The organism is Phreatobacter oligotrophus (assembly GCF_003046185.1).
GTDB lineage: Bacteria > Pseudomonadota > Alphaproteobacteria > Rhizobiales > Phreatobacteraceae > Phreatobacter > Phreatobacter oligotrophus.
The window spans coordinates 124,968-146,751 of record NZ_PZZL01000001.1; the positions used below are offsets into that span (position 1 = coordinate 124,968).

The window sequence follows — 21,784 nt, forward strand, 5'->3', positions numbered from 1 at the left end:
CGGCGAAGGATACTCCCCGCGCCATCTCAGAGAGGAAGCGACCGCCAGACGAGGATCGCCGCGGCGAGGTCCTCGATCGCCGTGCCGACCGACTTGAACAGCGTGATCTCGTCGCTGTGCGCCCGGCCGGCCTGACGGCCGCGGCAAAGGTCGAACAGGTCAGCGCGCACGTCCTCGGCGCGGATGATGCCACGGCGGATCGGATCGACGATGTCGCCGGCCTCTTTCAGGCCGCCGGTCCGGGTGTCGACGTAGAGGCTGGCGCGTGTCACCGCCGCATCGTCGCACTCGCGCATGGCCGGCGTGTAGGCGCCGACGAGGTCGAGATGCGCGCCCGGCTTCAGCCAGGCGCCGGACACGATGGGCTGGGAGGAAATGGTGGCGCAGCTGACGATGTCCGCTTCCTCCACCGCCGCCTGAAGGTCGGTGGCGACCGTGATGGTGACGCCCGGCACGGTGCGGCCCAGCCCCTCGGCGAGGGCGACGGCCTTCTCGCGCGAGCGGTTCCATAGGGCGACATTGCGGATGGGGCGCACCGCCGCATGGGCCCGGATCAGGTGCGGGGCGAGCGCCCCGGCGCCCACCATCACCATGCTGGAAGCGTCCTTCCGCGACAGGAAGCGGGAGGCGAGGGCGCTGGCGCAGGCCGTGCGCCAGACCGTCAGCATGGTGCCGTCGAGGATGGCGAGCGGCGCGCCGGTCTCGCCGTTGCACAGGACGTAGCTGCCATAGATCGACGGCAGGCCGCGGGCGCCGTTGCCGGGATAGACCGAGACAAGCTTGGTGCCGACGAAGGCGCCATCGCCCGGCGGCGTCCAGGCCGGCATCAGCAGCAGCATCGCCTCCGGCTCGCCCGGCACCTGCGGAATCGGGTGGTGATGGCGCAGCGGCACCGTGATGTCGGAGCGGAAGGCGTCGGCCAGCGCATCGACCAGCGCGCCATAGGTGAGGGCGCCGGCGATCTCGGCGGCGGTGATGATGCGCATGGGAGGCTCAGGCCGCCGGCCGGTCGAGGAAGGCGAGGGGACCCGCGGGGCGGGTGTCACGGCGCAGCGTGTCGATCTCGCGCCGCGCCTCGGCCAGCTCCTGCTCGGCGACGCGGCAGCGCTTGCGATAGCGGCCCTGCTTCCACCACACGGCGATGCCGCCGACGATGACGCCGAGGATGACCGCGAGGATCACCACGGCAAAGAGCGGCGCCGTGATCGAGAAGGCCGTGGAGTCCCGCGTGAACGGATCGATCGACAGGGTGACCGGGGTCCGGTTCGCCACCGCCACGAGGATGGCGACGAGGGCGAAGGGCAGGACGATCAGCCAGTTCAGGGCGCGGCGCATGGTCAGGCGCCCTTGTTCAGGCGCTCGCGCATTTCCTTGCCCGTCTTGAAGAAGGGCACGACCTTGTCATCGACGGAGACATGCTCGCCGGTGCGCGGATTGCGGCCGACGCGGGCCTGGCGCGCCTTCACCGAGAAGGCTCCGAAGCCGCGCAGTTCGACCCGGTCGCCGCGCGCCAGGGCCGCGACGATCTCGTCGAGGATGGCGTTGACGATGTTCTCGACGTCGCGCTGGTACAGCTGCGGGTTCTGTTCGGCGATCTTCTGGACGAGTTCGGACTTGATCATGGGGTCAAAGGCGCCGTCGCGCCGCTCCCTGAAAATGCAAAATCTATCATGGGGTTGGAGGCTGCCAGAGCGCCAGCAGCCCGTCAAGCGACGTCCGTTCCACCTGGACCGCGAGAGAGGACGAACGCAGGTTTTCCGCCCACTCCGTCAGGCCCGCCGCCTCGGCAAGGCCGCTCGCCGCCGCGCCGAACCACGAGAGGTCCGTTCGCGCCGCCGGGCGATGCAACTGCACCCGCAGCTCGGCCGGCACGCCCTTGCTGGCGAGCCAGGTCCGGGCCTCGCGCTCGCCGCCGATCGTGTCGACCAGCTTGAGCCGTTGGGCGCGGGTGCCGACGAAGACCCGGCCGTCGGCGACGGTCGCGAGCTCGGCGTCGGTGAGGCCCCGGCGCTCCTTCACGATGCGCTGGAACCAGACATAGCTGTCGGTGATGATCTCGCGCAGCGCGGCGAGAGCCTCCGGGCTCGTCGGCTCGACGCCGCTCGGCATGGCCTTGAGCGGGGTCGAGCGGATCGCCTCGACCCGCACGCCAATCGTCTCCAGCAGGCGCACGACATTGGGGAACTGGGCGATGACGCCGATGGAGCCGGCGACCGAGGTCTCGCGGGAGACGATGTGGTCGGCGCCGATGGCGGCGATGTAGCCGCCCGACGCAGCGGTGCCCTCGATGACCGCGACGGTCGGCTTGGCCGCCGCGACGCCGCGGATGGCGGTGTAGAGCGCCTCGGATCCCGCCACCGTGCCGCCGGGCGAGTCGATGGTGACAATGACCGCGCGGACGTTGCGGTTGCGGCCAAGACCCTCGATGGTGCGGATGAGATTGGCGTTCTGGGTGATGACGCCGCGCACCTCGACGCGCGCCACATGGTCCAGCGACCCGAGCCAGCCGGCGCGCTGGGCCCCGACGAGGCCGACCACCAGCACGGCGATCACCGCCACGCCGATGGCGAGGACACGCCAGAAGGTCACCTTGCGGCGCAGGAGCCTGCGATCAAGCACGGCGTCCGTCTCGAGCGGCATCGGGAGCTCCCTCTCATCGCCGGGTCGGTGGGTCTGAGGTAGCTGTCGGACGAGGCCAGCGCAAGCGGAGCGGGCAACGCCCGCTGCCGCGACCGCGTGTCACGCGTGGAAATGAGGGCGCATCAGCGCGTGCGGCGGCGCCCGGTCAGCTGCTTGTAGGCGATCACGGCGCAGACGATGGCGAGGCCTCCGCCGACCACGATGGCCGTCGGATAGAGCGCCGACATCGCCACGATGTAGCTCAGCGGCTCGCTCTCGTAGTCGAGATCGATCCGGGTCCGCGTCGGGTCTCCGAAGGCGAAGACGCCGTCGAGCCAGGCGGTGCGAAGCTGGACGAAGCTGTAGAGGGCCAGAACGAGCCCGCCGGCGACGCCAGCGAGCGCGACGAAAAGGGTGGCGACTGGGCCGAGACGACGGTTTCCGTCAGGTCGGTTCATGGACAACGCCTTTCATCAGGTCTCCGCCGAGGCGGAAGGCTCGGGTGAACGCGCACATCGACCCCATAAGGGATCCCAAACCTTAACACGCTCTTACGCAGTCGCCCCATGGATCTCGATCAAAATTCCGCGCGCAGCTTCCACGGGGTCGGCTGCCCCGGTAATCGGCCGCCCCACGACGAGGCGATCCGCGCCGCCGCGAATGGCGTCAGCGGGCGTAACGATGCGCTTCTGGTCGCCGGAGGCCGAGCCCGCGGGCCGGATGCCCGGCGTCACGAACTCGATGGCGGGCGGGATTCCGACCGCGCGCAGCTGCGCCGTTTCCTGCGCCGAGCAGACGATACCGTCGATGCCGATGGCAGCCGCCTGCCGCGCTTTCATCGGGACAAGCGTCGAAACCGTGCCGGAATAGCCCGCTTCCGCGCAATCGAGGTCATTCCAGGAGGTGAGAATGGTCACGGCGAGGATTTTCAGCCCGGTCCCGGCGCGTCCCGCCACCGCCGCCTTCATGGTCTGCGGATAGGCGTGGACGGTCAGGTAATGGGCGCCCATGCGGGCCACGGACTCCACGCCCTCGCGCACCGTGTTATCGATGTCGTGCAGCTTGAGGTCGAAGAACACGGTCTTGCCGGCGGCGGCCAGCTCCCGCCCGAAGGCGAGGCCGTCGGCGTAGCCGAGCCGGTAGCCGATCTTGTAGTGCGTCACCGTGTCGCCGAGCCTGTCGACCAGGCGCTCGGCCTCGCCGAGGCTCGACAGGTCGAGGGCGACGAAGAGCTTCTCGCGCGGATCGCTGTTGCGCAGGGTCATGGGGCGAGGCTCCGGGCAGTCGCGACGAGCGCGCGGCAGCAGGCGGTGAGCATGCCGCGGGTGCGGTCGTCCTTGAGATGGCCGTCCTCGTTGAAGGCCTGGTGGGCCGCCGCCACGGCGCAGCTCTCCGGGATCACCAGCGCGCCGCAGCCGAGCTCCAGCACCTGGCGGGCCGCCATCTGCGAGCGGAAGCCGCCATAGCCGCCGGGCGAGGCCGAGCCGAGGGCGAAGACCCGTCCGTGATAGGCGGCGAGCGGCTTCTCGCCCTCTTCCCGGACACGGCTCACCCAGTCGATGGCGTTCTTCAGGAGCGGGGTCATGCCGGCATTGTATTCCGGGCCGGCGATGAAGATGCCCTGGTGGGCGCAGAACTGGCGCTTCAGCTTCAGCGCATTCTCCGGCACGCCCTCGGCGGCTTCGAGATCGCCGTCATAGATCGGCATGGGATAGTCGGCGAGCGAGATGAGCGACACGTCGACATCGAGCAGGGCGAGTTCCCGTGCGGCGGCGGCGGCGAGGCGCGCATTGAACGAGCCCGTGCGGATGGAGCCGGCAAAGACGAGGATGCGGACCAAGGCCGTTCTCCGATCGATGAGGTTGGGCCCTTGTAGCGGCGCCCGCCCGGCGCGTAAACGCGCAGGGCCCCCGCCTCGACAGGGCAAGTCCGCTCGGGCTTGATGGGGCAGGTCAGCCGGCAGCGCATCGCATGAAAGTCCTTTTCGTCCACCAGAACTTCCCGGCCCAGTTCAAGCACCTCGCCCCTGCGCTCGCGGCCGCCGGCCACGAGGTCGTCGCCCTGACGCTGCGCCGGCAGGCGCCCGCCGCCTTGAAGGGCGTGCGTGTCGTCACCTATGCGGTCACGCGCGGATCGAGCCGCGGCATCCATGCTTGGGCGGGGGATTTCGAGACGAAGGTCATCCGCGGCGAGGCCTGTTTCAGGGCGGCGCTGCAGCTGCGCGACAAGGGCTTCTTGCCCGATGTCATCGTCGCCCATCCCGGATGGGGCGAGAGCCTGTTCCTCAGGCATGTCTGGCCGAAGTCGCGCATCGGCCTCTATTGCGAGTTCTTCTACCGCAGCGAGGGCGCTGACGTCGGCTTCGATCCCGAAACCTCCGTCGTCACCGAGGCCGAGGCGAGCCGGGTCACCCTGAGGAACGCCGCCATGCTCCTCGCCATGGACGGCGCCGACGCCGCCCTTGCGCCGACCCGCTGGCAGGCCAGCACCTATCCGGAGACCTTCCGGTCGCGCATCGCCGTCATTCACGACGGCATCGATACGGCCGCAGCCGCTCCCGATCCCGGCGCGACCTTCGCCCTCGACGGGCGCCTCCTCAGCCGGCGCGACGAGGTCATCACCTTCGTCACGCGCAGCCTCGAGCCCTATCGCGGCTACCATGTCTTCATGCGCGCGCTGCCGGCCTTGCTGAAGGCGCGGCCCAATGCCGAGGTGCTCATCGTCGGACAGGAGGGCGTCAGCTACGGCGTGCCGCGCCAGGACGGGGTGAGCTGGAAGCAGGCGATGGCCGAGGAGGTCGGGCCGTCGTTGTCAGGATCGGAGGCGAGCCGCATCCATCATCTCGGCCAGGTCCCCTATGACCGCTTCCTGTCGCTGCTCAAGGTGTCGACGGTCCATGTCTACCTGACCTATCCCTTCGTGCTGAGCTGGAGCCTCCTGGAGGCCATGAGCAGCGGCTGCGCCATTGTCGCCAGCGACACGGCGCCGGTCCGCGAGGTCATCACCTCGGGGGCGGATGGGCAGCTGGTCGATTTCTTCGACGCGCTGGGCCTCGCCCAGGCAGTGGCGGCGCTGGCCGCTGACCGGCCGCGGCAGGAGCGGTTTGGCGCGGCGGCGCGGCGCCGGATCGTCCGGGATTATGACCTGGCCTCCGTCGCGCTGCCGCGCCAGATCGCCTGGGTCGAGGCCCTCGCGCGCCGCTGAGCGGATCAGGCCTGGGTGCTGGGCTTCGCCGCGGCCTTGGCGGCTTCCTGGCTCGCCTCGGCCTCGCGGATCACCGCCATGCTCTCCTTCAGGTGGTCGAGCGAGCCGCGGCCGCCCGTAAACTCGCGGATCGCCACGACGATCAGCGCCAGGACGAAGGGTGCGATGAAATAATAGAGGCGGAAGAGGATGAAGGCCGCCACGACGGCCTCGGCGGTGAAGCCGAGGGGCGGCAGGGCGACGAGCAGCGTCGCCTCGAAGGCGCCGGCGGCGCCCGGGGCATGGGTGGCGAAGCCGAGCAGCATGGCCGAGCAGAAGATGACCGCCACGGCCACGAAGGGGGCCGGCGGGGCGTTCGGCATGGCCATCAGCAGCACGTAGAGAATCATCGCCGTGCAGGCGAGGTCGACGATGCCGATGACCATCTGCAGGAAGGTGAGCCGCGCTGTCGGCAGCTTGATCTGCCAGGTGCCCGAGCCGAACTGGCGCGGCCGCGACACGAAGAAGAGCCAGCCCGCGAGGACCGCCAGGATCAGCACGCCGACCACGCGCACCATGTCGCCGCTGATGCCGAGCGGCGCCACGACCGGCGTCACCACCCAGGGCTCCAGCACGAAGCCGAGGCCGAGCACCGTGGCATTGCCGAGCCAGAAGGTCAGTCCGGCGATGAAGCAGATCTTCACCACCTGCGGGCCGGTGATCTTGTAGCGGGAATAGACGAGGTAGCGCACCACGGCGGCGGTGAAGACCGTGGCGCCGAGATTGTGGGCGATGGAATAGCTGCTGAATGAACCGATGGCGCAGGCCGGGTAGGGGATGTCCTCACGGCCGATCGTGCGTGTGGCGAAATAGTCGTAAGCCGTCAGGGTGGCGTAGGCAGCGGCCGTGAACAGGCCAGCCAGCAGCAGCGTCGGCGCACCGATCTGGCCGATCGCCTCCCAGACCTTGGCCCAGTCGATCAGCCGCAGCTTGGTGAAGAGCACATAGCCTGCTGTGGCGAGCATCGCGACGGCGACAACCAGCAGGATGCGCTTCAGCCCGATGCGGTCGCGCAGGAAATCCAACGTCGTCTTGATCACAGGCGGCTCGGTCTCGCGGTCGGCGCGATGCGGAATCGCGCGGGAAGGGCCAGTTAGCACGGGCAGGGTTACTGGCCCATGTCATGCGACAGGCGTGTGATGTGACGCGCGCCGCGCCACACGGTCCCCCGTCGGCATGTAGACATCGCCGACGCGATGTCCAGCCAGACGTGACGTCACTGCAGGAACGGATTGCTCTTGCGCTCGCGCTCCAGCGTGGTCGCCGGACCATGGCCGGGCAGCACGGTGAAGTCGTCACCGAGCGGCAGGATCTTCTCCTTGATGCCGCGGATCAGCAGGTCATGGTCGCCGCCCGGCAGGTCGGTGCGGCCGACGGAGCCCTGGAATACCGTGTCGCCGACGAGGGCGAATTCCGACGGGGCATGGACATAGACGACGTGGCCCGGCGCATGGCCGGGCACATGCAGCACGTCAAAGGTCAGGCCGCCGACCGTGACGGTGTCGCCCTCCTTCAGCCAGCGCGTCGGCGTCACCGGCCGCACGCCCGCCAGGCCGAAGCGCTGCGCCTGGGCCGTGAGGTTGGCCAGCAGCGGCGCATCGTCCTCGTGCGATCCCTCGATCGGGATAGAGAGCAGTTCGGCGAGCTCGGCCGCGCCGCCGGCATGGTCGATATGGCCGTGGGTGAGCAGGATCTTCTCCGGCAGCACCTTCAGATCGGCAATCGCGCCCTGGATGCGCGGCAGGTCGCCGCCGGGATCGACGATGGCCGCCCGCATGGTGTCGGCATCCCAGACGATCGAGCAGTTCTGCTCGAACGGGGTCACCGGAACGATCGCAACCTTCAACGTCGCCATGGGCTTTCTCCTGGTCCCGTCCGGCTTAAGGCGAGGAGCGCGCCGCGGCAAGCGCCAGACCCCTGTCACGAACTGCAAGACAACTTTATTGCATTCCACCGTCCGGAGCGTCTATAAGCCCCCCGTCACCGCTCATCCATGAGCCGTCGATCGAACAGTCGCAGAGCGCATTCGATCAGTGAGGCGGATGAAGCTCCGATAGTCGTTGCCTGATGTGATCGGCGCGACTGATCTTACTGAGGACAACAAAAAGACATGATCCAACTTCGCGCGTTTGCGCAGCGCAATGCCATTGCCGTTGCTGTCGTTGCTGGAGGCCTTGGCCTTCTTCTTTCCTCCCATCGCCTGCAGGCCAGCGAGGCCGATCGCGCCGACGCCAACTGGGCACAGCTCTATGCCGCCGGGCAGCCGTCGCCGAACGCCCTTCCAACCCGGGCCGCGCCCTCCGCAGCCGCGTCCGCCGCCTCCGAGCCGACCGAGATGGCTTCCATCCGCCGCCGCGTCACTGAAGTCGCCGCGCGCCACGGCGTTCCGGCGAGCCTCGCCCTCGCCGTCGTCCGGCTGGAGAGCAACATGCGCTGCCAGGCCCGCGGCCGGCACGGTGAACTCGGACCCATGCAGATCAAGCCGACCACCGCGCGTGGCCTCGGCTATACCGGCCCGGCCTCGGCGTTGAACTCCTGCGGCGCCGGCCTCGAATGGGGCATGCGCCACCTTGCCGTCGCCTACCAGCGCTGCGGCTCGGCGGCGGGTGCGGCGGCGCTCCACAACCGCGGTCTCGGCGCCTCCTGCGGGCGCACCGCCTACTCGCACCGCGTGACGCGGCTGATGGCGAGCCTCTGACGATGGCGGGCGCGGCGGCGACACGCCGCGCCACCTCATCCGCCGGCGAGAGCCTTGAGCCGGCCACGCTCGACCTTGCCCATGGCCGTGCGGGGGATCGCAGGCACCTCGACAATCCGCGCCACGGGGATGTCGGGGAGCCGCGCCTCGCACCACGCGATGAGGTCCGCCGCGTCGAGGTGACCGCGTGGCACCACCGCGATCCACACCTCCGGGAGTCCTGACGCTCCCGTCACGCCGAAGGCCGCCGCATCAGCGAGGTCGCGCCGTGTCGCCAGCCACTGGTCGATGCGGTCCGGGGCGATCTTGTTGCCGCCGGCATTGATGACCTCGTCGCTGCGCCCGGTGATGATGAGGAGGCCCTCCGCGGTCAGACGGCCGATATCGCCGGGATAAAACCAGTCCTCGCTGCGGTCCGGGTGGATCGGGCCCGGCTCGAAGGGACGTCCGCCTGCCACCGCCATGATGCGGATGCGGCCCTCGTGATCCGGTGGCAGGGGACGGTCCTCATCGTCCACCACCTCGACCCGCCGCCCCGGCAGCACATAACCGACCGCGCCGGGCGTCGACCGCAGGCGCTCGAAGGGCGCTGCCGCCGTCTTGCCGGCTTCCGAGGAGCCATAGCTGATCGCCACGGTCCGGCAGATCCGCCGCTGGATCTCGTCGACGAAGACCGGGGTGACGAGGCTGCCGGCAAAGCCGATGAAGCGCACGCTCTCGCAGGTGGCCGGGGTGTCGTCCATCGCCGTCAGGATCGCCCGCACCTGCTGGGGCGCGGCGAAGATCGAATCCACCTTGAACAGGTCGATGACCCGGAGTGCCTCCTCGCCGGACGTGGCGAAGCAAATGGTCATGCCTGAGAGAATGTGGCGCATCACCTCGTTGAAGCCCCAGAGCATGGACGTGCCGACCAGCACCAGGCTGCGGCCCGAGCCCTGCTCCCAATGGCAGAGGATGTTGGTGCGGATGCGGGCCAGCGTCTCGCCCACGGTGGCCGCGACGAGCTTCGGATGACCTGTGGTGCCCGAGGTCGTGGCGATCCGGCAGAGCCGGCCGGGATGGTCGTGCTCGGGAGAGGAGGGGGGTGGCGGCAGGTCGGTGGGCGCGAACCAGTCATCGCCGGGCCGGATGCGCCGCGGCCCCCCCGGTGGGACATCGGCGGTGGTGACAAGGGCGCTGGCCCCCAGGCGCGGAAGCTCGCTGATCTGGTCCGGCCGGATCGAGGCGGTCACGGCCCCGAGCTGCAACAGGGCAAGGGTCGCGATCACGTCCCGCACGGGGCTGTCGAGCATGATGGCCACCGTGTCGCCGGCCCGCACGCCCTCGGCATGGAAGCGGCGGCTCAGCCAATCGATCCCCTCGCCGAGCATGCCGTAGGTGACGACGCGATCGGCCCAGACGAGCGCGGGCCGGTGGGGCGTCGCGCGACCCTGGAACATGGCGGCTTCGGCGAAGATCATCGGTGGTCCATGGCATGGCATCCGCGGGTGGGAGCGGCGGCACGCGCCATGCTAGACGGAGACGGTCGGCCGGCAAGAGCGCGAGACGTGGCAAAGCCAGGACAGGATCGGCGGAACGGGACAACGGAAGCGATGGTCAGCCGGCGGCAGCTGCTGGGCTGGGCCATGATGGCCGCCGGCTTGGGGAGCCCGGCATCGGCGCAGACTGCTGCGCTGCCCCAGCGTCCCGTCCGCATCATCGTGCCCTTCTCCGCCGGGACGACGCTGGACGTCATGGCGCGCGCCCTGTCGGCAGCGCTCGAACCGGTCATCGGCCAGCGTCCGCTCGTGGTCAATCGCGACGGCGCGGCGGGATTCATCGCCCTGTCGGAGATGGCGCAGGCCGAGGCCGATGGGACCACCTGGCTGTTCAGCGGACCGGGCCAGTTCACCATCCAGCCGCACATCCGACGTCGCGTCGCCTTCACGTTGGATGATTTCGCCCCCGTCTGCCAGCTCTACGAGACACCCTTTGCCGTGGTGGCGAGCCGTCGCAGTCCCGCGACAACCTTCGCAGCGTTTCTCGACCGGGCGCGGTCCGAGCCGGGCCGCATCCGCTTCGGCCATTACGGGCCGGGCTCGGCGACCCATCTGCTCATGGTCATCTTCGCCCGGCAGCATGGCCTGACCTTCCTCGACATTCCCTACCGCTCGCAGGGCCAGCTGGTGCAGGACCTGTTGACCGGCGAACTCGAGGCGGCCGTCCTCGCCCCCGGCTCCTACGAGCCCGACATCGTCCGCCACCTCGTGATCCTCGGCACCAGCCGCTATCCCGACCAGCCGGATGTGCCGACCATCGTCGAGATGGGCCAGCCGCCGCCGCTCGCCTCCTTCGCCGGCATCTACGTGGTGAAGGGCGTGCCCGAGGCGGCGCGGGCGGCGATCGAGGCGGCCTGTCTTGCCGCCGCCGCCGATCCGGTGTTCCGGGGCGCAGCCCTTCGCGCCCGCGTCGAGGCGGCGCCGCTGCCAGCAGGTCCTTTCACGGATCGCATCCTCGCCCAGAGCCGGGAGGTCCAGGCCCTGGTGGCGGAGATCGGTCTGAGGATCGACTGAAGGGCCGTCAGAACCGGTAGGCGAAGCCGGTGCGCACCTGCGTGTGCGACGAGCGGACACGCATGAACTTCGTCGGCGTAATCGCCCCCGGCAGGGAGGTCAGGCGGGCACTGCCGAGGTCGGTGTAGAGCGCCTCGAACCGGAACGACCAATACCGAGAGACGAGGTACTCGACGCCACCTCCCGCCGTCCAGCCGACCCGTGTCTGGTTGATCGCCCAAAGGGTGGGTGACCCGAGTGCCGCCTGGTTGATGGCGCTGGTGTTGACCTGGCCGATGCCAATGCCGCCGGTGACGTAGAGCAGCAGGCGATCGATGGGCAAGCCGGCTCGGGCCCGAATGGAGCCCACGACACCAGGTCGCGTCACGAACAGGTTGTCGCCGTTGATCTGGGAGCGCGAACCGCCGGAGCCGGTCGTCACGGTCAGGTCGCCCTCGACGCCCACCACAAGGTTCGGTGATACCTGCCAGTTGTGCCCGGCGAAGGCTCCGAACAGCGGGCCGGTCGCCGAGATGGTGCGAGACTGGCTGGCACCAAAATAGCTGGTGAAGCCAGTGTTTTCATCGGTCCAGCGATTGCTGGCCACGCCGACGCCGAGCACACCGCCGGCATAGGCGCCCGTCCAGTTGGCGGCAGGCGCGGGCAGCGGCTGCGCCGTCGCGTCACGCGCCAGGAGCGCGCAGAGAGCCACACCGGAAAGGAAGCTGAGACGGAGCATCTGGGCCCAGAGGCAAGGAGTGGGGCTGGCCATGCACTGTTCCCATCCTTATCCGCAACAAGCGCGATCCCGGCAAGGGGCATTGTGGCAGGAGACGACCGGATGCCGGCGGACGATGCCCGCTCGCAACAGTCGGGGCGGCCGCGCGACAGCTTTCGCCAAAGAAAAACCCCGCGCGGATCGCTCCGCGCGGGGTCTGATGGCGTCGGGGCATCAGCCCCGGGCGATCACTTCTTGTCGCCGGTGCGGGCCTTGAGGGCCGCGCCGAGGATGTCGCCGAGCGAGGCGCCCGAGTCGGCCGAGCCGAACTGGGCCATGGCTTCCTTCTCCTCGGCCACTTCCAGCGCCTTGATCGACACCTGGACCTTGCGGGCCTTGCGGTCGAACATGGTGACGCGGGCGTCGAGCTTCTCGCCGGTGGCGAAACGCTCCGGACGCTGGTCGCCGCGGTCGCGGGCGAGCTCGGCGCGCTTGATGAAGGCGGTGAGGTCGGTGCCGACGATCTTCACGTCGATGCCGCCTTCCTTCACCTCGATCACCTCGCAGGTGACGACCTGGCCCTTGCGCAGCTCGCCGGCATCCGCGAACGGATCCGAGCCAACCTGCTTCAGGCCGAGCGAGATGCGCTCCTTCTCGACGTCGACGTCGAGAACCTGGGCGCGCACGATGTCACCCTTCTTGAACTCGTCGATGACCTGCTCGCCCGGACGGTTCCAGTCGAGGTCGGACAGGTGGATCATGCCGTCCACATCGCCCTCGAGACCCAGGAACAGACCGAACTCGGTTTTGTTCTTGACCTCGCCCTCGACGACGGTGCCGATCGGGTGGCGCTCGATGAAGGCCTCCCACGGGTTCTGCAGGGTCTGCTTGAGGCCCAGCGAGATGCGGCGCTTGGACGAGTCGACCTCGAGCACGGCGACCTCGACCTCCTGGGAGGTGGAGACGATCTTGCCGGGATGGACGTTCTTCTTCGTCCAGCTCATCTCGGAGACGTGGATGAGGCCCTCGATGCCCGGCTCCAGCTCCACGAAGGCGCCGTAGTCGGTGATGTTGGTGACGCGGCCCTTGAACTTGGCATTGATCGGGTACTTGGCTTCGATGCCCTGCCACGGATCGTCCAGCAGCTGCTTCATGCCCAGCGAGATGCGGTGCGTCTCGTGGTTGATCTTGACGATCTTGACCTTCACGGTCTGGCCGATGGTCAGCACCTCGGACGGGTGGTTGACGCGGCGCCAGGCGATGTCGGTGACGTGCAGCAGGCCGTCGATGCCGCCGAGGTCCACGAAGGCGCCGTAATCGGTGATGTTCTTCACCACGCCGTCGATGACCTGACCCTCTTCGAGGTTCTGGACGAGCTCATGACGCTGCTCGGCGCGGGTCTCTTCGAGAACCGTGCGGCGCGACACGACGATGTTGCCGCGGCGACGGTCCATCTTCAGGATCTGGAATGGCTGCGGCGAGTTCATCAGCGGGCCGACGTCGCGGATCGGACGGATGTCGACCTGGCTGCGCGGCAGGAAGGCGACGGCGCCGTCGAGATCGACGGTGTAGCCACCCTTGACGGTGTTGAAGATCGTGCCGGTGACCTTCTCGCCGGCGTTGAACGCCTTCTCGAGCTTGACCCAGCTTTCCTCGCGGCGCGCCTTGTCGCGCGAGATCACGGCCTCGCCGAGGGCGTTCTCGACGCGCTCGAGATAGACCTCGACGACGTCGCCGATCTTGATGTCGCCTTCGCGGCCCGGGCCGGTGAACTCCTTCAGGGCCACGCGGCCCTCGGTCTTCAGGCCCACGTCGATGATGGCGAGATCCTTCTCGATCCCGACGACGGTGCCCTTCACCACCGAGCCTTCGTTCATCTCGGTCTTGCTGAAGCTCTCAGCGAGGAGCGCGGCGAAATCGTCGCGGGAGGGATTCATGCTTTCGGCATTCGCCATGGAGTGGTCGTCCTTGAGGGCCCGTTGCTGCGCCGGGGTTGATGGTGGCCGCCGGCTCCGCGAGGGCCGGACGAGGGGCTTTGAATCACGACCGGACGCGGCCGAAGACGGCTCGCGGGCGCAACCCAGGCGGAAGGCGGCTTGGATATCGCGGCGGACCGGGACGGAACCGGCGACGGACCCCGTCCTGAGGCGGCGGCCCGTCGGGGGCCACGGCGAGGACGCGAGGCGGGCAGGGCGCTCGGCCGAACCCGGGTGAAGCGGACTTCACCTCTGCGTTGCCGGCAGGTCCGACCATGGGTCGATCTGCCGAATGGAGCGCCAATACAGGAAAGATCAGGCCGCGACAAGCGCGCGGAATGCCTCAGCCCCGCTTGCGGTCGAAGCTGAACCGGTGGGAGCGCTTCAGCTCCAGCACGAAGGCGACGAACTGCGCCGCCGACAGGATCTCCTCCTTGCCGGAGGGATAGTGGACGAAGAAGCGCGACTTGTCGGGATACATGAGCACCCGCGCCTCGAGCCGCGGCTCGGCGCCGCTGCCGCGCTCGGGGATGGTCATGATGTCGCCCCAGCGCACCCGAGGCTGCTCGGGTGGGGCGGCGACGAAATCGAAGCCCATGTCGCCCAGAATGTGCTGCGGGGGCTCCGGCTGGTGGGGGTCGGACATCGCGGACATCGGCGGCAAGGGGACGACAAGGCCTTCCGCCACGGGTTTAGACAGCCGGACGGACCGGCGCAACCGTCTTGGGCGCGGCGATTTCGCCGCCGCAACCCCCGCGGTTGCCGTGCCCCTGCGTCAGGAGAGGGGACGGTTGAGGCCACCCAGCTGGGCGGTGAGGCGCTCGATCGAGGCGGCGGCATCGTCCAGCGTGTGGGCGAGCAGCGCCTCGCGCTCCTCCGAGCGCTCCACGACGGCCGCGCGGGCCTCGCGCAGGGCCTGCAGCTCGGCTTCGGCCGCCTTCAGCCGGCGACGGGTGTCGGCGAGCTCATCCGCCACCATGATCGCCGCCATGACGGTCAGCCGCGTGTCGCCGATCTCGCCGAAGGCGCCCTTGAGCTGGTCGACCTTGCCGTTCACCTCCGCGGCGAGGCGCAGGAGATGATCCTCCTGCCCGTCGTCGCAGGCCATGCGGAAGGAACGGCCATTGATGGTCACGGACACATGCGCCATGGACTGCCGGCTCCCTCAGCTCTCGTAGCGGGAGAGGACCCCGCGGATCGCGTCCATGGTCAGGTCGAGGCGGCGGGCCACCTCGCGATTCACCGATTCCAGCCCCGCGACTCGATCGGCCGAGCGGTCGAGATCCTCGGCGAGACGGGCGCGGTCGGCCTGCAGGGCATCGACCTGCTTCTGCACCACCGCCTGCTGCCGCTCCGCCTCGACCTTCCGGGCAACGGCAATTTCCAGCGCCGCGAGCGCTGATTTCAGCCTGGAGGCCGAGGCCTCGAGGCGCGATGGTCCGGTGGTGGATCCCACGCTCGGTCCTGTGTGGTTTGAGCCCGGTCGGGGTCGCGAGCCGAAGACCGTCCGGTGGCTGCGTGGAAACTAAGCGAGGCGGTCGAACAGCGTCAACGGCCGCGGCCACCAATGACGACGGCTTCATGACCAAACGGCAAGTCGGGCATTTTCCGCCCCGCGGGGCACGATGTCTCCCCCTCCCTGCCTTCGCAGCCATTGACTCAGGGGCCGTCGCTGCTAGGACACCGGCCCGACGACCCGGAACCGTGATCTCCGGGCCTTTTCCATCGGAAGCGTGCCGGAACCGAGCCTCCGGCGCCGCCAGGAGCCGAGCTGATGCCCACCGACACCCTCCCGCGTTCCGAGCATGACAAGCTGGCCAACGCGATCCGCTCGCTGGCGATGGATGCGGTGGAAAAGGCCAAGTCCGGCCATCCCGGCATGCCCATGGGCACGGCCGACATCGCCACGGTCCTGTTCTCGCGGTTCCTGAAGTTCGACGCCTCCACGCCGGACTGGCCGGATCGCGACCGCTTCGTGCTCTCCGCCGGCCACGGCTCGATGCTCGTCTATGCGCTGCTCTATCTCACCGGCGCGCCGGAGATGACCCTCGACGAGATCAAGAACTTCCGCCAGCTCGGCTCGAAGACCCCGGGCCATCCCGAGAACTTCATCACCAAGGGCATCGAGACCACCACCGGTCCGCTCGGCCAGGGCATCGCCACTGCCGTGGGCATGGCGCTGGCCGAAAAGATGCTGGCGGCCGAGTTCGGCAAGAAGGCCGTCGACCACCACACCTATGTCATCGCCTCCGACGGCGACCTGATGGAGGGCATCAGCCAGGAAGCCATCGCCATGGCGGGGCACTGGAAGCTGAACAAGCTCATCGTGCTCTTCGACGACAACGACATCTCGATCGACGGTCCGCTCTCCATTGCCGACTCGGTCGACCAGCTGAAGCGCTTCCAGGCCGCCGGCTGGCGCGCCGAGCGCATCAACGGCCATGACCCCGAGGCCATCGCCGCAGCCATCGAGCGGGCGAAGAAGTCGTCGAAGCCCTCGCTCATCGCCTGCAAGACGGTGATCGGCTATGGCGCGCCGAAGAAGGCCGGCACCTCCAAGGCCCATGGCGAGCCGCTCGGCGCCGACGAGTTGAAGGGTGCCAAGGAGAAGCTCGGGATCGCCCCCGAGCCCTTCGCCATCGCCCCCGACGTGCTCGACGCCTGGCGCAAGATCGGCGCCCGCGGCGCGGCCACCCGCAAGACCTGGGAATCGCTCTTCGGCACCCTGCCGCCGAAGAAGCAGGCCGAGTTCCGCCGCCGCATCGCCCACGAGCGGCCGGCCAAGCTCGCCAAGGCGCTGGCCGCCCACAAGAAGGCGCTGCTCGCCAACCCGCAGCACATTGCCACCCGCAAGTCCTCCGAGCTCGCCATCGAGGCCATCGTGCCGGCCATGCCGGAATTCCTCGCGGGCTCGGCGGACCTCACCGGCTCCAACAACACCAAGGCGAAGTCCGCGGTGGCCTTCTCGGCCAAGAACCCCAAGGGCCGCTACATCCACTACGGCATCCGCGAGCACGGCATGGCCGCGGCCATGAACGGCATCGCCCTGCATGGCGGCTTCGCCCCCAACGGCGCGACCTTCCTCGTCTTCACCGACTATTGCCGCCCTGCCATGCGCCTCTCGGCGCTGATGGGCACCGGCGTCGTCTATGTGATGACCCACGATTCGATCGGCCTCGGCGAGGACGGCCCGACCCACCAGCCGGTCGAGCATGTGGCCTCGCTGCGCGCCATGCCGAACATGCGGGTCTTCCGCCCCTGCGACGCCATCGAGGTGGCGGAGTGCTGGGAGCTGGCGCTGAACCGCATCGACGGCCCGACGACCCTGGCGCTCACCCGCCAGAACCTGCCGCAGCTGCGCACCGACGTGAAGGTGAACCGCTCGGCCGCCGGCGCCTATGAGCTGGTCAAGGCCGAGGGCAAGGCCCAGGCGACCCTCTTCGCCTCGGGCTCCGAGGTGGAGATCGCGGTCGCCGCCCAGAAGCTGCTGGCCGCCAAGGGCGTGGCTGCCCGCGTCGTCTCCGTCCCCTCGCTCGACCTGTTCCTCGAGCAGCCGGCCGATGTGCGCGCCGCGGTCATCGGCTCTGCGCCGGTCAAGGTCGCCATCGAGGCGGGCGTCCGCCAGGGCTGGGATGCGCTCATCGGCCATGACGGCGTCTTCGTCGGCATGACCGGCTTCGGCGCCTCCGCGCCCTACAAGGAGCTCTACAAGCATTTCGGCATCACGGCGGAAGCCGCTGCCGAGGCTGTTCTGGGCCGGATCGGCTGATCCTGCCTTGTGAATGACGAGATTGGGCGCCAGATCGCGGCGTCCGCCCCGCGACGAGGGTCCGTGACCAAAAGGCGGACCGCATGAAGGAGAGGAATGCGATGACCACCCGGGTCTTCATCAACGGCTTCGGCCGCATCGGCCGCAACGTGCTGCGCGCCATCGTCGAGGGCAAGCGCAAGGACATCGAGGTGGTCGGCATCAACGACCTCGGTCCGGTCGAGACCAATGCGCACCTGCTGCGCTTCGATTCGGTCCATGGCCGCTTCCCGGCCGAGGTCTCGGTGGACGGCGACCACATCGTCGTCGCCGGCAAGCGCATCAAGGTCACCGCGATCAAGGATCCGGCCGAGCTGCCGCACAAGGCGCTGAACGTCGACGTGGCGATGGAGTGCACCGGCATCTTCACCACCCGCGACAAGGCCGCCGCCCACCTCAAGGCCGGCGCCAAGCGCGTCCTCGTCTCCGCCCCCTGCGACGGCGCCGACCTCACCGTCGTCTACGGCGTCAACCACGAGCAGCTGACCAAGGACCACCTGGTCGTCTCGAACGCCTCCTGCACCACCAACTGCCTCGCCCCCGTCGTCGCCGTGCTCCACAAGACCTGCGGCATCGACAAGGGCTTCATGACCACGATCCACGCCTATACCGGCGACCAGCCGACCCTCGACACGATGCACAAGGATCTCTACCGCGCCCGCGCCGCGGCGCTGTCGATGATCCCGACCTCGACGGGCGCGGCCAAGGCCATCGGCCTCGTCATCCCCGAGCTGAAGGGCCGCCTCGACGGCACCTCGATCCGCGTGCCGACCCCGAACGTCTCGGTGGTGGACTTCAAGTTCATCGCCAAGCGCAAGACCTCGGTCGAGAAGATCAACGAGGCCATCCTCAAGGCCGCCAAGCGCGGCCCGCTCAAGGGCATCCTCGGCTTCACCGACCAGCCCAACGTCTCCATCGACATGAACCACGACCCGCATTCGTCGATCTTCGCCCTCGACCAGACCAAGGTCATGGAGGAGAAGCTCGTGCGCGTCCTGTCCTGGTACGACAACGAGTGGGGCTTCTCGAACCGCATGAGCGACACCGCCGTCGCCCTCGCGAAGCTGATCTGACCCAAGACCCCGGGCCGCCTGTTCCCACAGGCGGCCCTTTTTCCGATCGGGATTGCCTGAATGACCGCCTTCCGCACCCTCGATGACGCCGATCTCAAGGGCAAGCGCGCGCTGGTGCGCGTCGACCTCAACGTGCCGATGGAGGACGGCAAGGTCTCGGACCTCACCCGCCTCGAGCGCATCGTGCCGACGCTGACCGACCTCGCCGATGGCGGCGCCAAGGTCATCGTCCTCGCCCATTTCGGCCGGCCGAAGGGCGTCGATCCCACCCAGTCCCTGAAGGCCGTCGTGCCCGCCCTGGCCGACGTGCTGAAGCGCCCCGTCGCCTTCGCCGCCGACTGCATCGGCGAGGTCGCGGAGAAGGCCGTCGCGGCCATCAAGCCGGGCGAGATCCTGGTGCTGGAAAACACCCGCTTCCACAAGGGCGAGGAGAAGAACGAGCCCGATTTCGTCAAGGCGCTGGCCGCCAATGGCGACATCTGGGTGGCCGATGCCTTCTCGGCAGCCCACCGCGCCCATGCCTCGACCGAGGGCCTTGGCCACATGCTGCCGGCCTATGCCGGGCGCACCATGCAGGCCGAGCTGGAGGCGCTGTCGAAGGCGCTCGAGAAGCCGGAGCGGCCGGTCGTCGCCGTGGTCGGCGGCGCCAAGGTCTCGACCAAGCTCGACCTGCTCGGCAACCTCTCCAAGAAGGTCGACATCCTCGTCATCGGTGGCGGCATGGCCAACACCTTCCTCGCCGCCGAGGGCAAGGCGGTCGGCAAGTCGCTCTGCGAGCATGACCTTCTCGATACCGCCCGCACCATCGTTGCCGAAGCCGCGAAGAACGGCTGCCGCATCGTCCTGCCCGTGGACGTCGTCTGCGCCAAGGAATTCAAGGCCAACGCCGCTCACCGCGTCTGCGGCATCGATGCGATCGCCGCCGACGAGATGATCCTCGACATCGGCCCGCAGTCGGTCGAGCACGTCGTCTCGCTCCTCGGGCGCGCCAAGACGCTCGTCTGGAACGGGCCCTTCGGCGCCTTCGAGCTGGAGCCCTTCGACAACGGCACGGTCGCCGTGGCCGAGGCTGCCGCCGAGCTCACCGAGGCCGGCAAGCTCGTCTCCGTCGCCGGTGGCGGCGATACGGTCGCAGCACTCAACCGGGCTGGCGCGGGCGAGCGCTTCAGCTATGTTTCGACGGCCGGCGGCGCCTTCCTCGAATGGCTCGAGGGCAAGCCGCTGCCGGGTGTGGACGTGCTGAAGGCCTGACGCGTCGGGACCACCGCCGGGGCCGGGGGGCTTCCGCGAGAAAGGTCGATGACGCGAGGCATGCCGCGCCGCATCTTTGGCATCCTTCTGACTGTGGCCTGCCTCGCCGGCCTATCGGCAGCGCGTGCGCAGGACACGCGCCCGACCGTCCTGCTGCTCGACGGCCTCTTCATCTATGTCCACCAGACCTATGTCGGCGTCTCCGCGCTGGCCCCAAGGCTTGAGGAGATGGGCTACCGGGCCGTGGTCGACACCCATCTCATGGCGCGCACCAGCACCGAGGAGCCCGCCCTCATCATCGGCCATTCCATGGGCGGCACCAGCGCGCTGAAACATGCGGCCCAGATGGTGGCGGCGGGCAAGCCCGCCCCGGTCATCCTCACCATCGATGCCGCCTTCGGCTCGCCGCCCTGTCCGGTCGCCCGCTGCACCAACTATTTCAGCCCCGGCTTCCCGAAGCTGGAGGGCGCCGAGAATGTCGATGCCTGGCAGGCCGGCGCCTTCATGGTCAACCACGCCATGCTCGCCACCAACGAGACGGTGCAGCGGCTCGTGCTGCAGAAGGCTGCGGCATTGCTCGCCGAGCGTCAGGCCGCCGAGGCGGCACGGCGGACCGCCGAACTGGCGCCGGGCTTCACGCCGCCGACCAGCGCTCCGGTTCCTATGCCGCGACCACGGTGACGCAGGGCTCCTCCAGCGGAAAGGACGGCTTTTTTTGGCCGCGACCTTGCGCTAGAGGGTCGCCACCGCGCGTTCCAGAACGACAGGACGGAAACCACCCATGGCCCGCATCACCCTCCGCCAGCTGCTCGACCACGCCGCCGAGAACGACTACGGCGTGCCCGCCTTCAACATCAACAACATGGAGCAGGCGCTGGCGATCATGACGGCCGCTGACGCGGTGGATGCGCCGGTCATCATCCAGGCCTCGCGCGGCGCGCGCTCCTACGCCAACGACATCATGCTCAAGCACATGATGGACGCTGTCACCGAGATCTATCCGCATATCCCGGTCTGCGTGCATCTCGACCACGGCAACGAGCCGGCGACCTGCATGACCGCCATCCAGGCCGGCTTCACCTCCGTCATGATGGACGGCTCGCTGAAGGCCGACGGCAAGACCCCCGGCGACTGGGACTACAATGTCGGCGTGACGAAGAAGGTCACCGAGATGGCCCATCTCGGCGGCATCTCGGTCGAGGGCGAGCTCGGCGTGCTCGGTTCGCTTGAGAGCGGCATGGGCGAGGCCGAGGACGGCCACGGCGCCGAGGGCAAGCTCTCCCACGACCAGCTGCTCACCAATCCCGACGAGGCCGTGAAGTTCGTCCAGGAGACCAAGGTCGACGCGCTCGCCATCGCCATGGGCACCTCGCACGGCGCCTACAAGTTCACGCGCAAGCCGGACGGCAAGGTCCTCGCCATGCACGTGATCGAGGAGATCCACCGCAAGCTGCCGAACACCCACCTCGTGATGCACGGTTCCTCGTCGGTGCCGCAGGAGCTGCAGGATATCATCAACAAGTTCGGCGGCCAGATGAAGCCGACCTGGGGCGTGCCGGTGGAGGAGATCCAGCGCGGCATCAAGCACGGTGTCCGCAAGATCAACATCGACACCGACAACCGCATGGCCATGACCGGCCAGATCCGCAAGGTCCTGTCGGAGAACCCGAGCGAGTTCGACCCGCGCAAGTACCTGAAGCCGGCCATGGAGGCGATGACCGCCCTCTGCAAGCAGCGCCTGCAGGAGTTCAACACCGCTGGCCAGGCCTCGAAGATCAAGCGCGTTCTGCCGCTGGCCGACATGGCCAAGCGCTACGCCAAGGGCGACCTCGACCCGAAGATCGCCTGATCCCGCACCGCGCGGCCA

23 protein-coding genes are annotated in these 21,784 nt (G+C 68.7%); 8 read left to right on the top strand and 15 right to left on the bottom strand.

Annotated elements, in window-relative coordinates:
* Positions 1 to 26 precede the first annotated feature (26 nt).
* From lhpI to C8P69_RS00650, 7 genes are all read right to left on the bottom strand, one after another.
* Positions 27 to 986: a bifunctional Delta(1)-pyrroline-2-carboxylate/Delta(1)-piperideine-2-carboxylate reductase gene (gene lhpI / locus C8P69_RS00620; protein ID WP_108173928.1), complete on the bottom strand. Its 960-nt coding sequence runs from the start codon at positions 984 to 986 to the stop codon at positions 27 to 29.
* A 7-nt stretch (positions 987 to 993) separates the two neighbouring features.
* The gene (locus C8P69_RS00625) at positions 994 to 1,335 is read right to left on the bottom strand and encodes a lipopolysaccharide assembly protein LapA domain-containing protein (RefSeq protein ID WP_108173929.1); all 342 of its coding nucleotides are present in this window, start codon (positions 1,333 to 1,335) and stop codon (positions 994 to 996) included.
* 2 nt (positions 1,336 to 1,337) lie between these two features.
* Complete coding sequence (locus tag C8P69_RS00630) at positions 1,338 to 1,622, bottom strand: integration host factor subunit beta (protein ID WP_108173930.1); 285 nt, start codon at positions 1,620 to 1,622, stop codon at positions 1,338 to 1,340.
* 46 nt (positions 1,623 to 1,668) lie between these two features.
* On the bottom strand, positions 1,669 to 2,640 hold the full coding sequence (gene sppA / locus C8P69_RS00635) for a signal peptide peptidase SppA (RefSeq protein ID WP_108173931.1): 972 nt from the start codon (positions 2,638 to 2,640) through the stop codon (positions 1,669 to 1,671).
* Between the two features lie 122 nt (positions 2,641 to 2,762).
* On the bottom strand, positions 2,763 to 3,077 hold the full coding sequence (locus C8P69_RS00640; protein WP_108173932.1) for a hypothetical protein: 315 nt from the start codon (positions 3,075 to 3,077) through the stop codon (positions 2,763 to 2,765).
* A 93-nt stretch (positions 3,078 to 3,170) separates the two neighbouring features.
* Positions 3,171 to 3,884, bottom strand: coding sequence for an orotidine-5'-phosphate decarboxylase (gene pyrF / locus C8P69_RS00645; protein WP_108173933.1), 714 nt, complete (start codon positions 3,882 to 3,884; stop codon positions 3,171 to 3,173).
* A complete protein-coding gene (locus tag C8P69_RS00650; protein WP_108173934.1) occupies positions 3,881 to 4,459 on the bottom strand; it encodes an NADPH-dependent FMN reductase in 579 nt (192 codons plus the stop codon). The genes pyrF and C8P69_RS00650 overlap by 4 nt, the downstream gene beginning before the upstream one ends.
* Before the next feature lie 131 nt (positions 4,460 to 4,590).
* Here C8P69_RS00650 and C8P69_RS00655 point away from each other — a divergent pair, with 131 nt between their 5' ends.
* Positions 4,591 to 5,823: a glycosyltransferase gene (locus C8P69_RS00655; RefSeq protein WP_108173935.1), complete on the top strand. Its 1,233-nt coding sequence runs from the start codon at positions 4,591 to 4,593 to the stop codon at positions 5,821 to 5,823.
* 5 nt (positions 5,824 to 5,828) lie between these two features.
* On the opposite strand, the gene C8P69_RS00660 is transcribed toward C8P69_RS00655, so the two are convergent.
* Both C8P69_RS00660 and C8P69_RS00665 read right to left on the bottom strand, forming a co-directional pair.
* A complete protein-coding gene (locus C8P69_RS00660; RefSeq protein WP_108173936.1) occupies positions 5,829 to 6,902 on the bottom strand; it encodes a lysylphosphatidylglycerol synthase transmembrane domain-containing protein in 1,074 nt (357 codons plus the stop codon).
* Positions 6,903 to 7,078: 176 nt separating this feature from the next.
* Complete coding sequence (locus tag C8P69_RS00665; RefSeq protein ID WP_108173937.1) at positions 7,079 to 7,717, bottom strand: MBL fold metallo-hydrolase; 639 nt, start codon at positions 7,715 to 7,717, stop codon at positions 7,079 to 7,081.
* Between the two features lie 255 nt (positions 7,718 to 7,972).
* Here C8P69_RS00665 and C8P69_RS00670 point away from each other — a divergent pair, with 255 nt between their 5' ends.
* On the top strand, positions 7,973 to 8,560 hold the full coding sequence (locus C8P69_RS00670) for a transglycosylase SLT domain-containing protein (RefSeq protein WP_108173938.1): 588 nt from the start codon (positions 7,973 to 7,975) through the stop codon (positions 8,558 to 8,560).
* Positions 8,561 to 8,595: 35 nt separating this feature from the next.
* Here the strand turns inward: C8P69_RS00670 and C8P69_RS00675 are convergent, their stop codons facing one another.
* Positions 8,596 to 10,020, bottom strand: a complete 1,425-nt coding sequence (locus C8P69_RS00675) for a class I adenylate-forming enzyme family protein (protein ID WP_170118075.1) — start codon at positions 10,018 to 10,020, stop codon at positions 8,596 to 8,598.
* A 132-nt stretch (positions 10,021 to 10,152) separates the two neighbouring features.
* On the opposite strand from C8P69_RS00675, the gene C8P69_RS00680 reads away from it, so the two are divergent.
* The gene (locus tag C8P69_RS00680; protein ID WP_170118076.1) at positions 10,153 to 11,112 is read left to right on the top strand and encodes a Bug family tripartite tricarboxylate transporter substrate binding protein; all 960 of its coding nucleotides are present in this window, start codon (positions 10,153 to 10,155) and stop codon (positions 11,110 to 11,112) included.
* 7 nt (positions 11,113 to 11,119) lie between these two features.
* Here the strand turns inward: C8P69_RS00680 and C8P69_RS00685 are convergent, their stop codons facing one another.
* The 5 genes from C8P69_RS00685 to C8P69_RS00705 form a co-directional block, all read right to left on the bottom strand.
* Entirely contained in the window at positions 11,120 to 11,863 is a 744-nt protein-coding gene (locus C8P69_RS00685; RefSeq protein WP_108173940.1) for an outer membrane protein, read from the bottom strand.
* A 194-nt stretch (positions 11,864 to 12,057) separates the two neighbouring features.
* Positions 12,058 to 13,764 carry a 30S ribosomal protein S1 gene (gene rpsA, locus C8P69_RS00690; protein ID WP_108173941.1) on the bottom strand — a complete coding sequence of 569 codons (1,707 nt, stop codon included), beginning with the start codon at positions 13,762 to 13,764 and terminating at the stop codon, positions 12,058 to 12,060.
* Between the two features lie 364 nt (positions 13,765 to 14,128).
* Positions 14,129 to 14,431 (bottom strand): hypothetical protein, encoded by a 303-nt coding sequence (locus C8P69_RS00695; protein ID WP_108173942.1) that lies wholly within the window; start codon positions 14,429 to 14,431, stop codon positions 14,129 to 14,131.
* A gap of 129 nt (positions 14,432 to 14,560) precedes the next feature.
* Positions 14,561 to 14,935, bottom strand: coding sequence for a cell division protein ZapA (locus C8P69_RS00700; protein ID WP_108173943.1), 375 nt, complete (start codon positions 14,933 to 14,935; stop codon positions 14,561 to 14,563).
* Positions 14,936 to 14,950: 15 nt separating this feature from the next.
* A complete protein-coding gene (locus tag C8P69_RS00705; RefSeq protein WP_108173944.1) occupies positions 14,951 to 15,241 on the bottom strand; it encodes a DUF4164 domain-containing protein in 291 nt (96 codons plus the stop codon).
* Positions 15,242 to 15,559: 318 nt separating this feature from the next.
* Here C8P69_RS00705 and tkt point away from each other — a divergent pair, with 318 nt between their 5' ends.
* From tkt to fba, 5 genes are all read left to right on the top strand, one after another.
* A complete protein-coding gene (tkt, locus tag C8P69_RS00710; protein ID WP_108173945.1) occupies positions 15,560 to 17,554 on the top strand; it encodes a transketolase in 1,995 nt (664 codons plus the stop codon).
* 101 nt (positions 17,555 to 17,655) lie between these two features.
* A complete protein-coding gene (gene gap / locus C8P69_RS00715; RefSeq protein ID WP_108173946.1) occupies positions 17,656 to 18,666 on the top strand; it encodes a type I glyceraldehyde-3-phosphate dehydrogenase in 1,011 nt (336 codons plus the stop codon).
* Between the two features lie 60 nt (positions 18,667 to 18,726).
* Positions 18,727 to 19,917: a phosphoglycerate kinase gene (locus tag C8P69_RS00720; protein ID WP_108173947.1), complete on the top strand. Its 1,191-nt coding sequence runs from the start codon at positions 18,727 to 18,729 to the stop codon at positions 19,915 to 19,917.
* 60 nt (positions 19,918 to 19,977) lie between these two features.
* The gene (locus tag C8P69_RS00725; protein ID WP_108173948.1) at positions 19,978 to 20,598 is read left to right on the top strand and encodes an alpha/beta fold hydrolase family protein; all 621 of its coding nucleotides are present in this window, start codon (positions 19,978 to 19,980) and stop codon (positions 20,596 to 20,598) included.
* A 100-nt stretch (positions 20,599 to 20,698) separates the two neighbouring features.
* Positions 20,699 to 21,766 carry a class II fructose-bisphosphate aldolase gene (gene fba, locus C8P69_RS00730; protein WP_108173949.1) on the top strand — a complete coding sequence of 356 codons (1,068 nt, stop codon included), beginning with the start codon at positions 20,699 to 20,701 and terminating at the stop codon, positions 21,764 to 21,766.
* The last annotated feature ends 18 nt before the right edge of the window (positions 21,767 to 21,784 follow it).

Coding starts and splice junctions, on each gene's coding strand:
- C8P69_RS00630 (WP_108173930.1), bottom strand. CDS start 1,622: ATGATCAAGTCCGAACTCGTCCAGAAGATCGCCGAACAGAACCCGCAG.
- C8P69_RS00695 (WP_108173942.1), bottom strand. CDS start 14,431: ATGTCCGACCCCCACCAGCCGGAGCCCCCGCAGCACATTCTGGGCGAC.
- rpsA (WP_108173941.1), bottom strand. CDS start 13,764: ATGGCGAATGCCGAAAGCATGAATCCCTCCCGCGACGATTTCGCCGCG.
- fba (WP_108173949.1), top strand. CDS start 20,699: ATGGCCCGCATCACCCTCCGCCAGCTGCTCGACCACGCCGCCGAGAAC.
- C8P69_RS00700 (WP_108173943.1), bottom strand. CDS start 14,935: ATGGCGCATGTGTCCGTGACCATCAATGGCCGTTCCTTCCGCATGGCC.
- C8P69_RS00720 (WP_108173947.1), top strand. CDS start 18,727: ATGACCGCCTTCCGCACCCTCGATGACGCCGATCTCAAGGGCAAGCGC.
- sppA (WP_108173931.1), bottom strand. CDS start 2,640: ATGCCGCTCGAGACGGACGCCGTGCTTGATCGCAGGCTCCTGCGCCGC.
- C8P69_RS00655 (WP_108173935.1), top strand. CDS start 4,591: ATGAAAGTCCTTTTCGTCCACCAGAACTTCCCGGCCCAGTTCAAGCAC.
- C8P69_RS00640 (WP_108173932.1), bottom strand. CDS start 3,077: ATGAACCGACCTGACGGAAACCGTCGTCTCGGCCCAGTCGCCACCCTT.
- C8P69_RS00685 (WP_108173940.1), bottom strand. CDS start 11,863: ATGGCCAGCCCCACTCCTTGCCTCTGGGCCCAGATGCTCCGTCTCAGC.
- C8P69_RS00725 (WP_108173948.1), top strand. CDS start 19,978: ATGCCGCGCCGCATCTTTGGCATCCTTCTGACTGTGGCCTGCCTCGCC.
- lhpI (WP_108173928.1), bottom strand. CDS start 986: ATGCGCATCATCACCGCCGCCGAGATCGCCGGCGCCCTCACCTATGGC.
- gap (WP_108173946.1), top strand. CDS start 17,656: ATGACCACCCGGGTCTTCATCAACGGCTTCGGCCGCATCGGCCGCAAC.
- tkt (WP_108173945.1), top strand. CDS start 15,560: ATGCCCACCGACACCCTCCCGCGTTCCGAGCATGACAAGCTGGCCAAC.
- C8P69_RS00680 (WP_170118076.1), top strand. CDS start 10,153: ATGGTCAGCCGGCGGCAGCTGCTGGGCTGGGCCATGATGGCCGCCGGC.
- C8P69_RS00670 (WP_108173938.1), top strand. CDS start 7,973: ATGATCCAACTTCGCGCGTTTGCGCAGCGCAATGCCATTGCCGTTGCT.
- pyrF (WP_108173933.1), bottom strand. CDS start 3,884: ATGACCCTGCGCAACAGCGATCCGCGCGAGAAGCTCTTCGTCGCCCTC.
- C8P69_RS00665 (WP_108173937.1), bottom strand. CDS start 7,717: ATGGCGACGTTGAAGGTTGCGATCGTTCCGGTGACCCCGTTCGAGCAG.
- C8P69_RS00625 (WP_108173929.1), bottom strand. CDS start 1,335: ATGCGCCGCGCCCTGAACTGGCTGATCGTCCTGCCCTTCGCCCTCGTC.
- C8P69_RS00675 (WP_170118075.1), bottom strand. CDS start 10,020: ATGATCTTCGCCGAAGCCGCCATGTTCCAGGGTCGCGCGACGCCCCAC.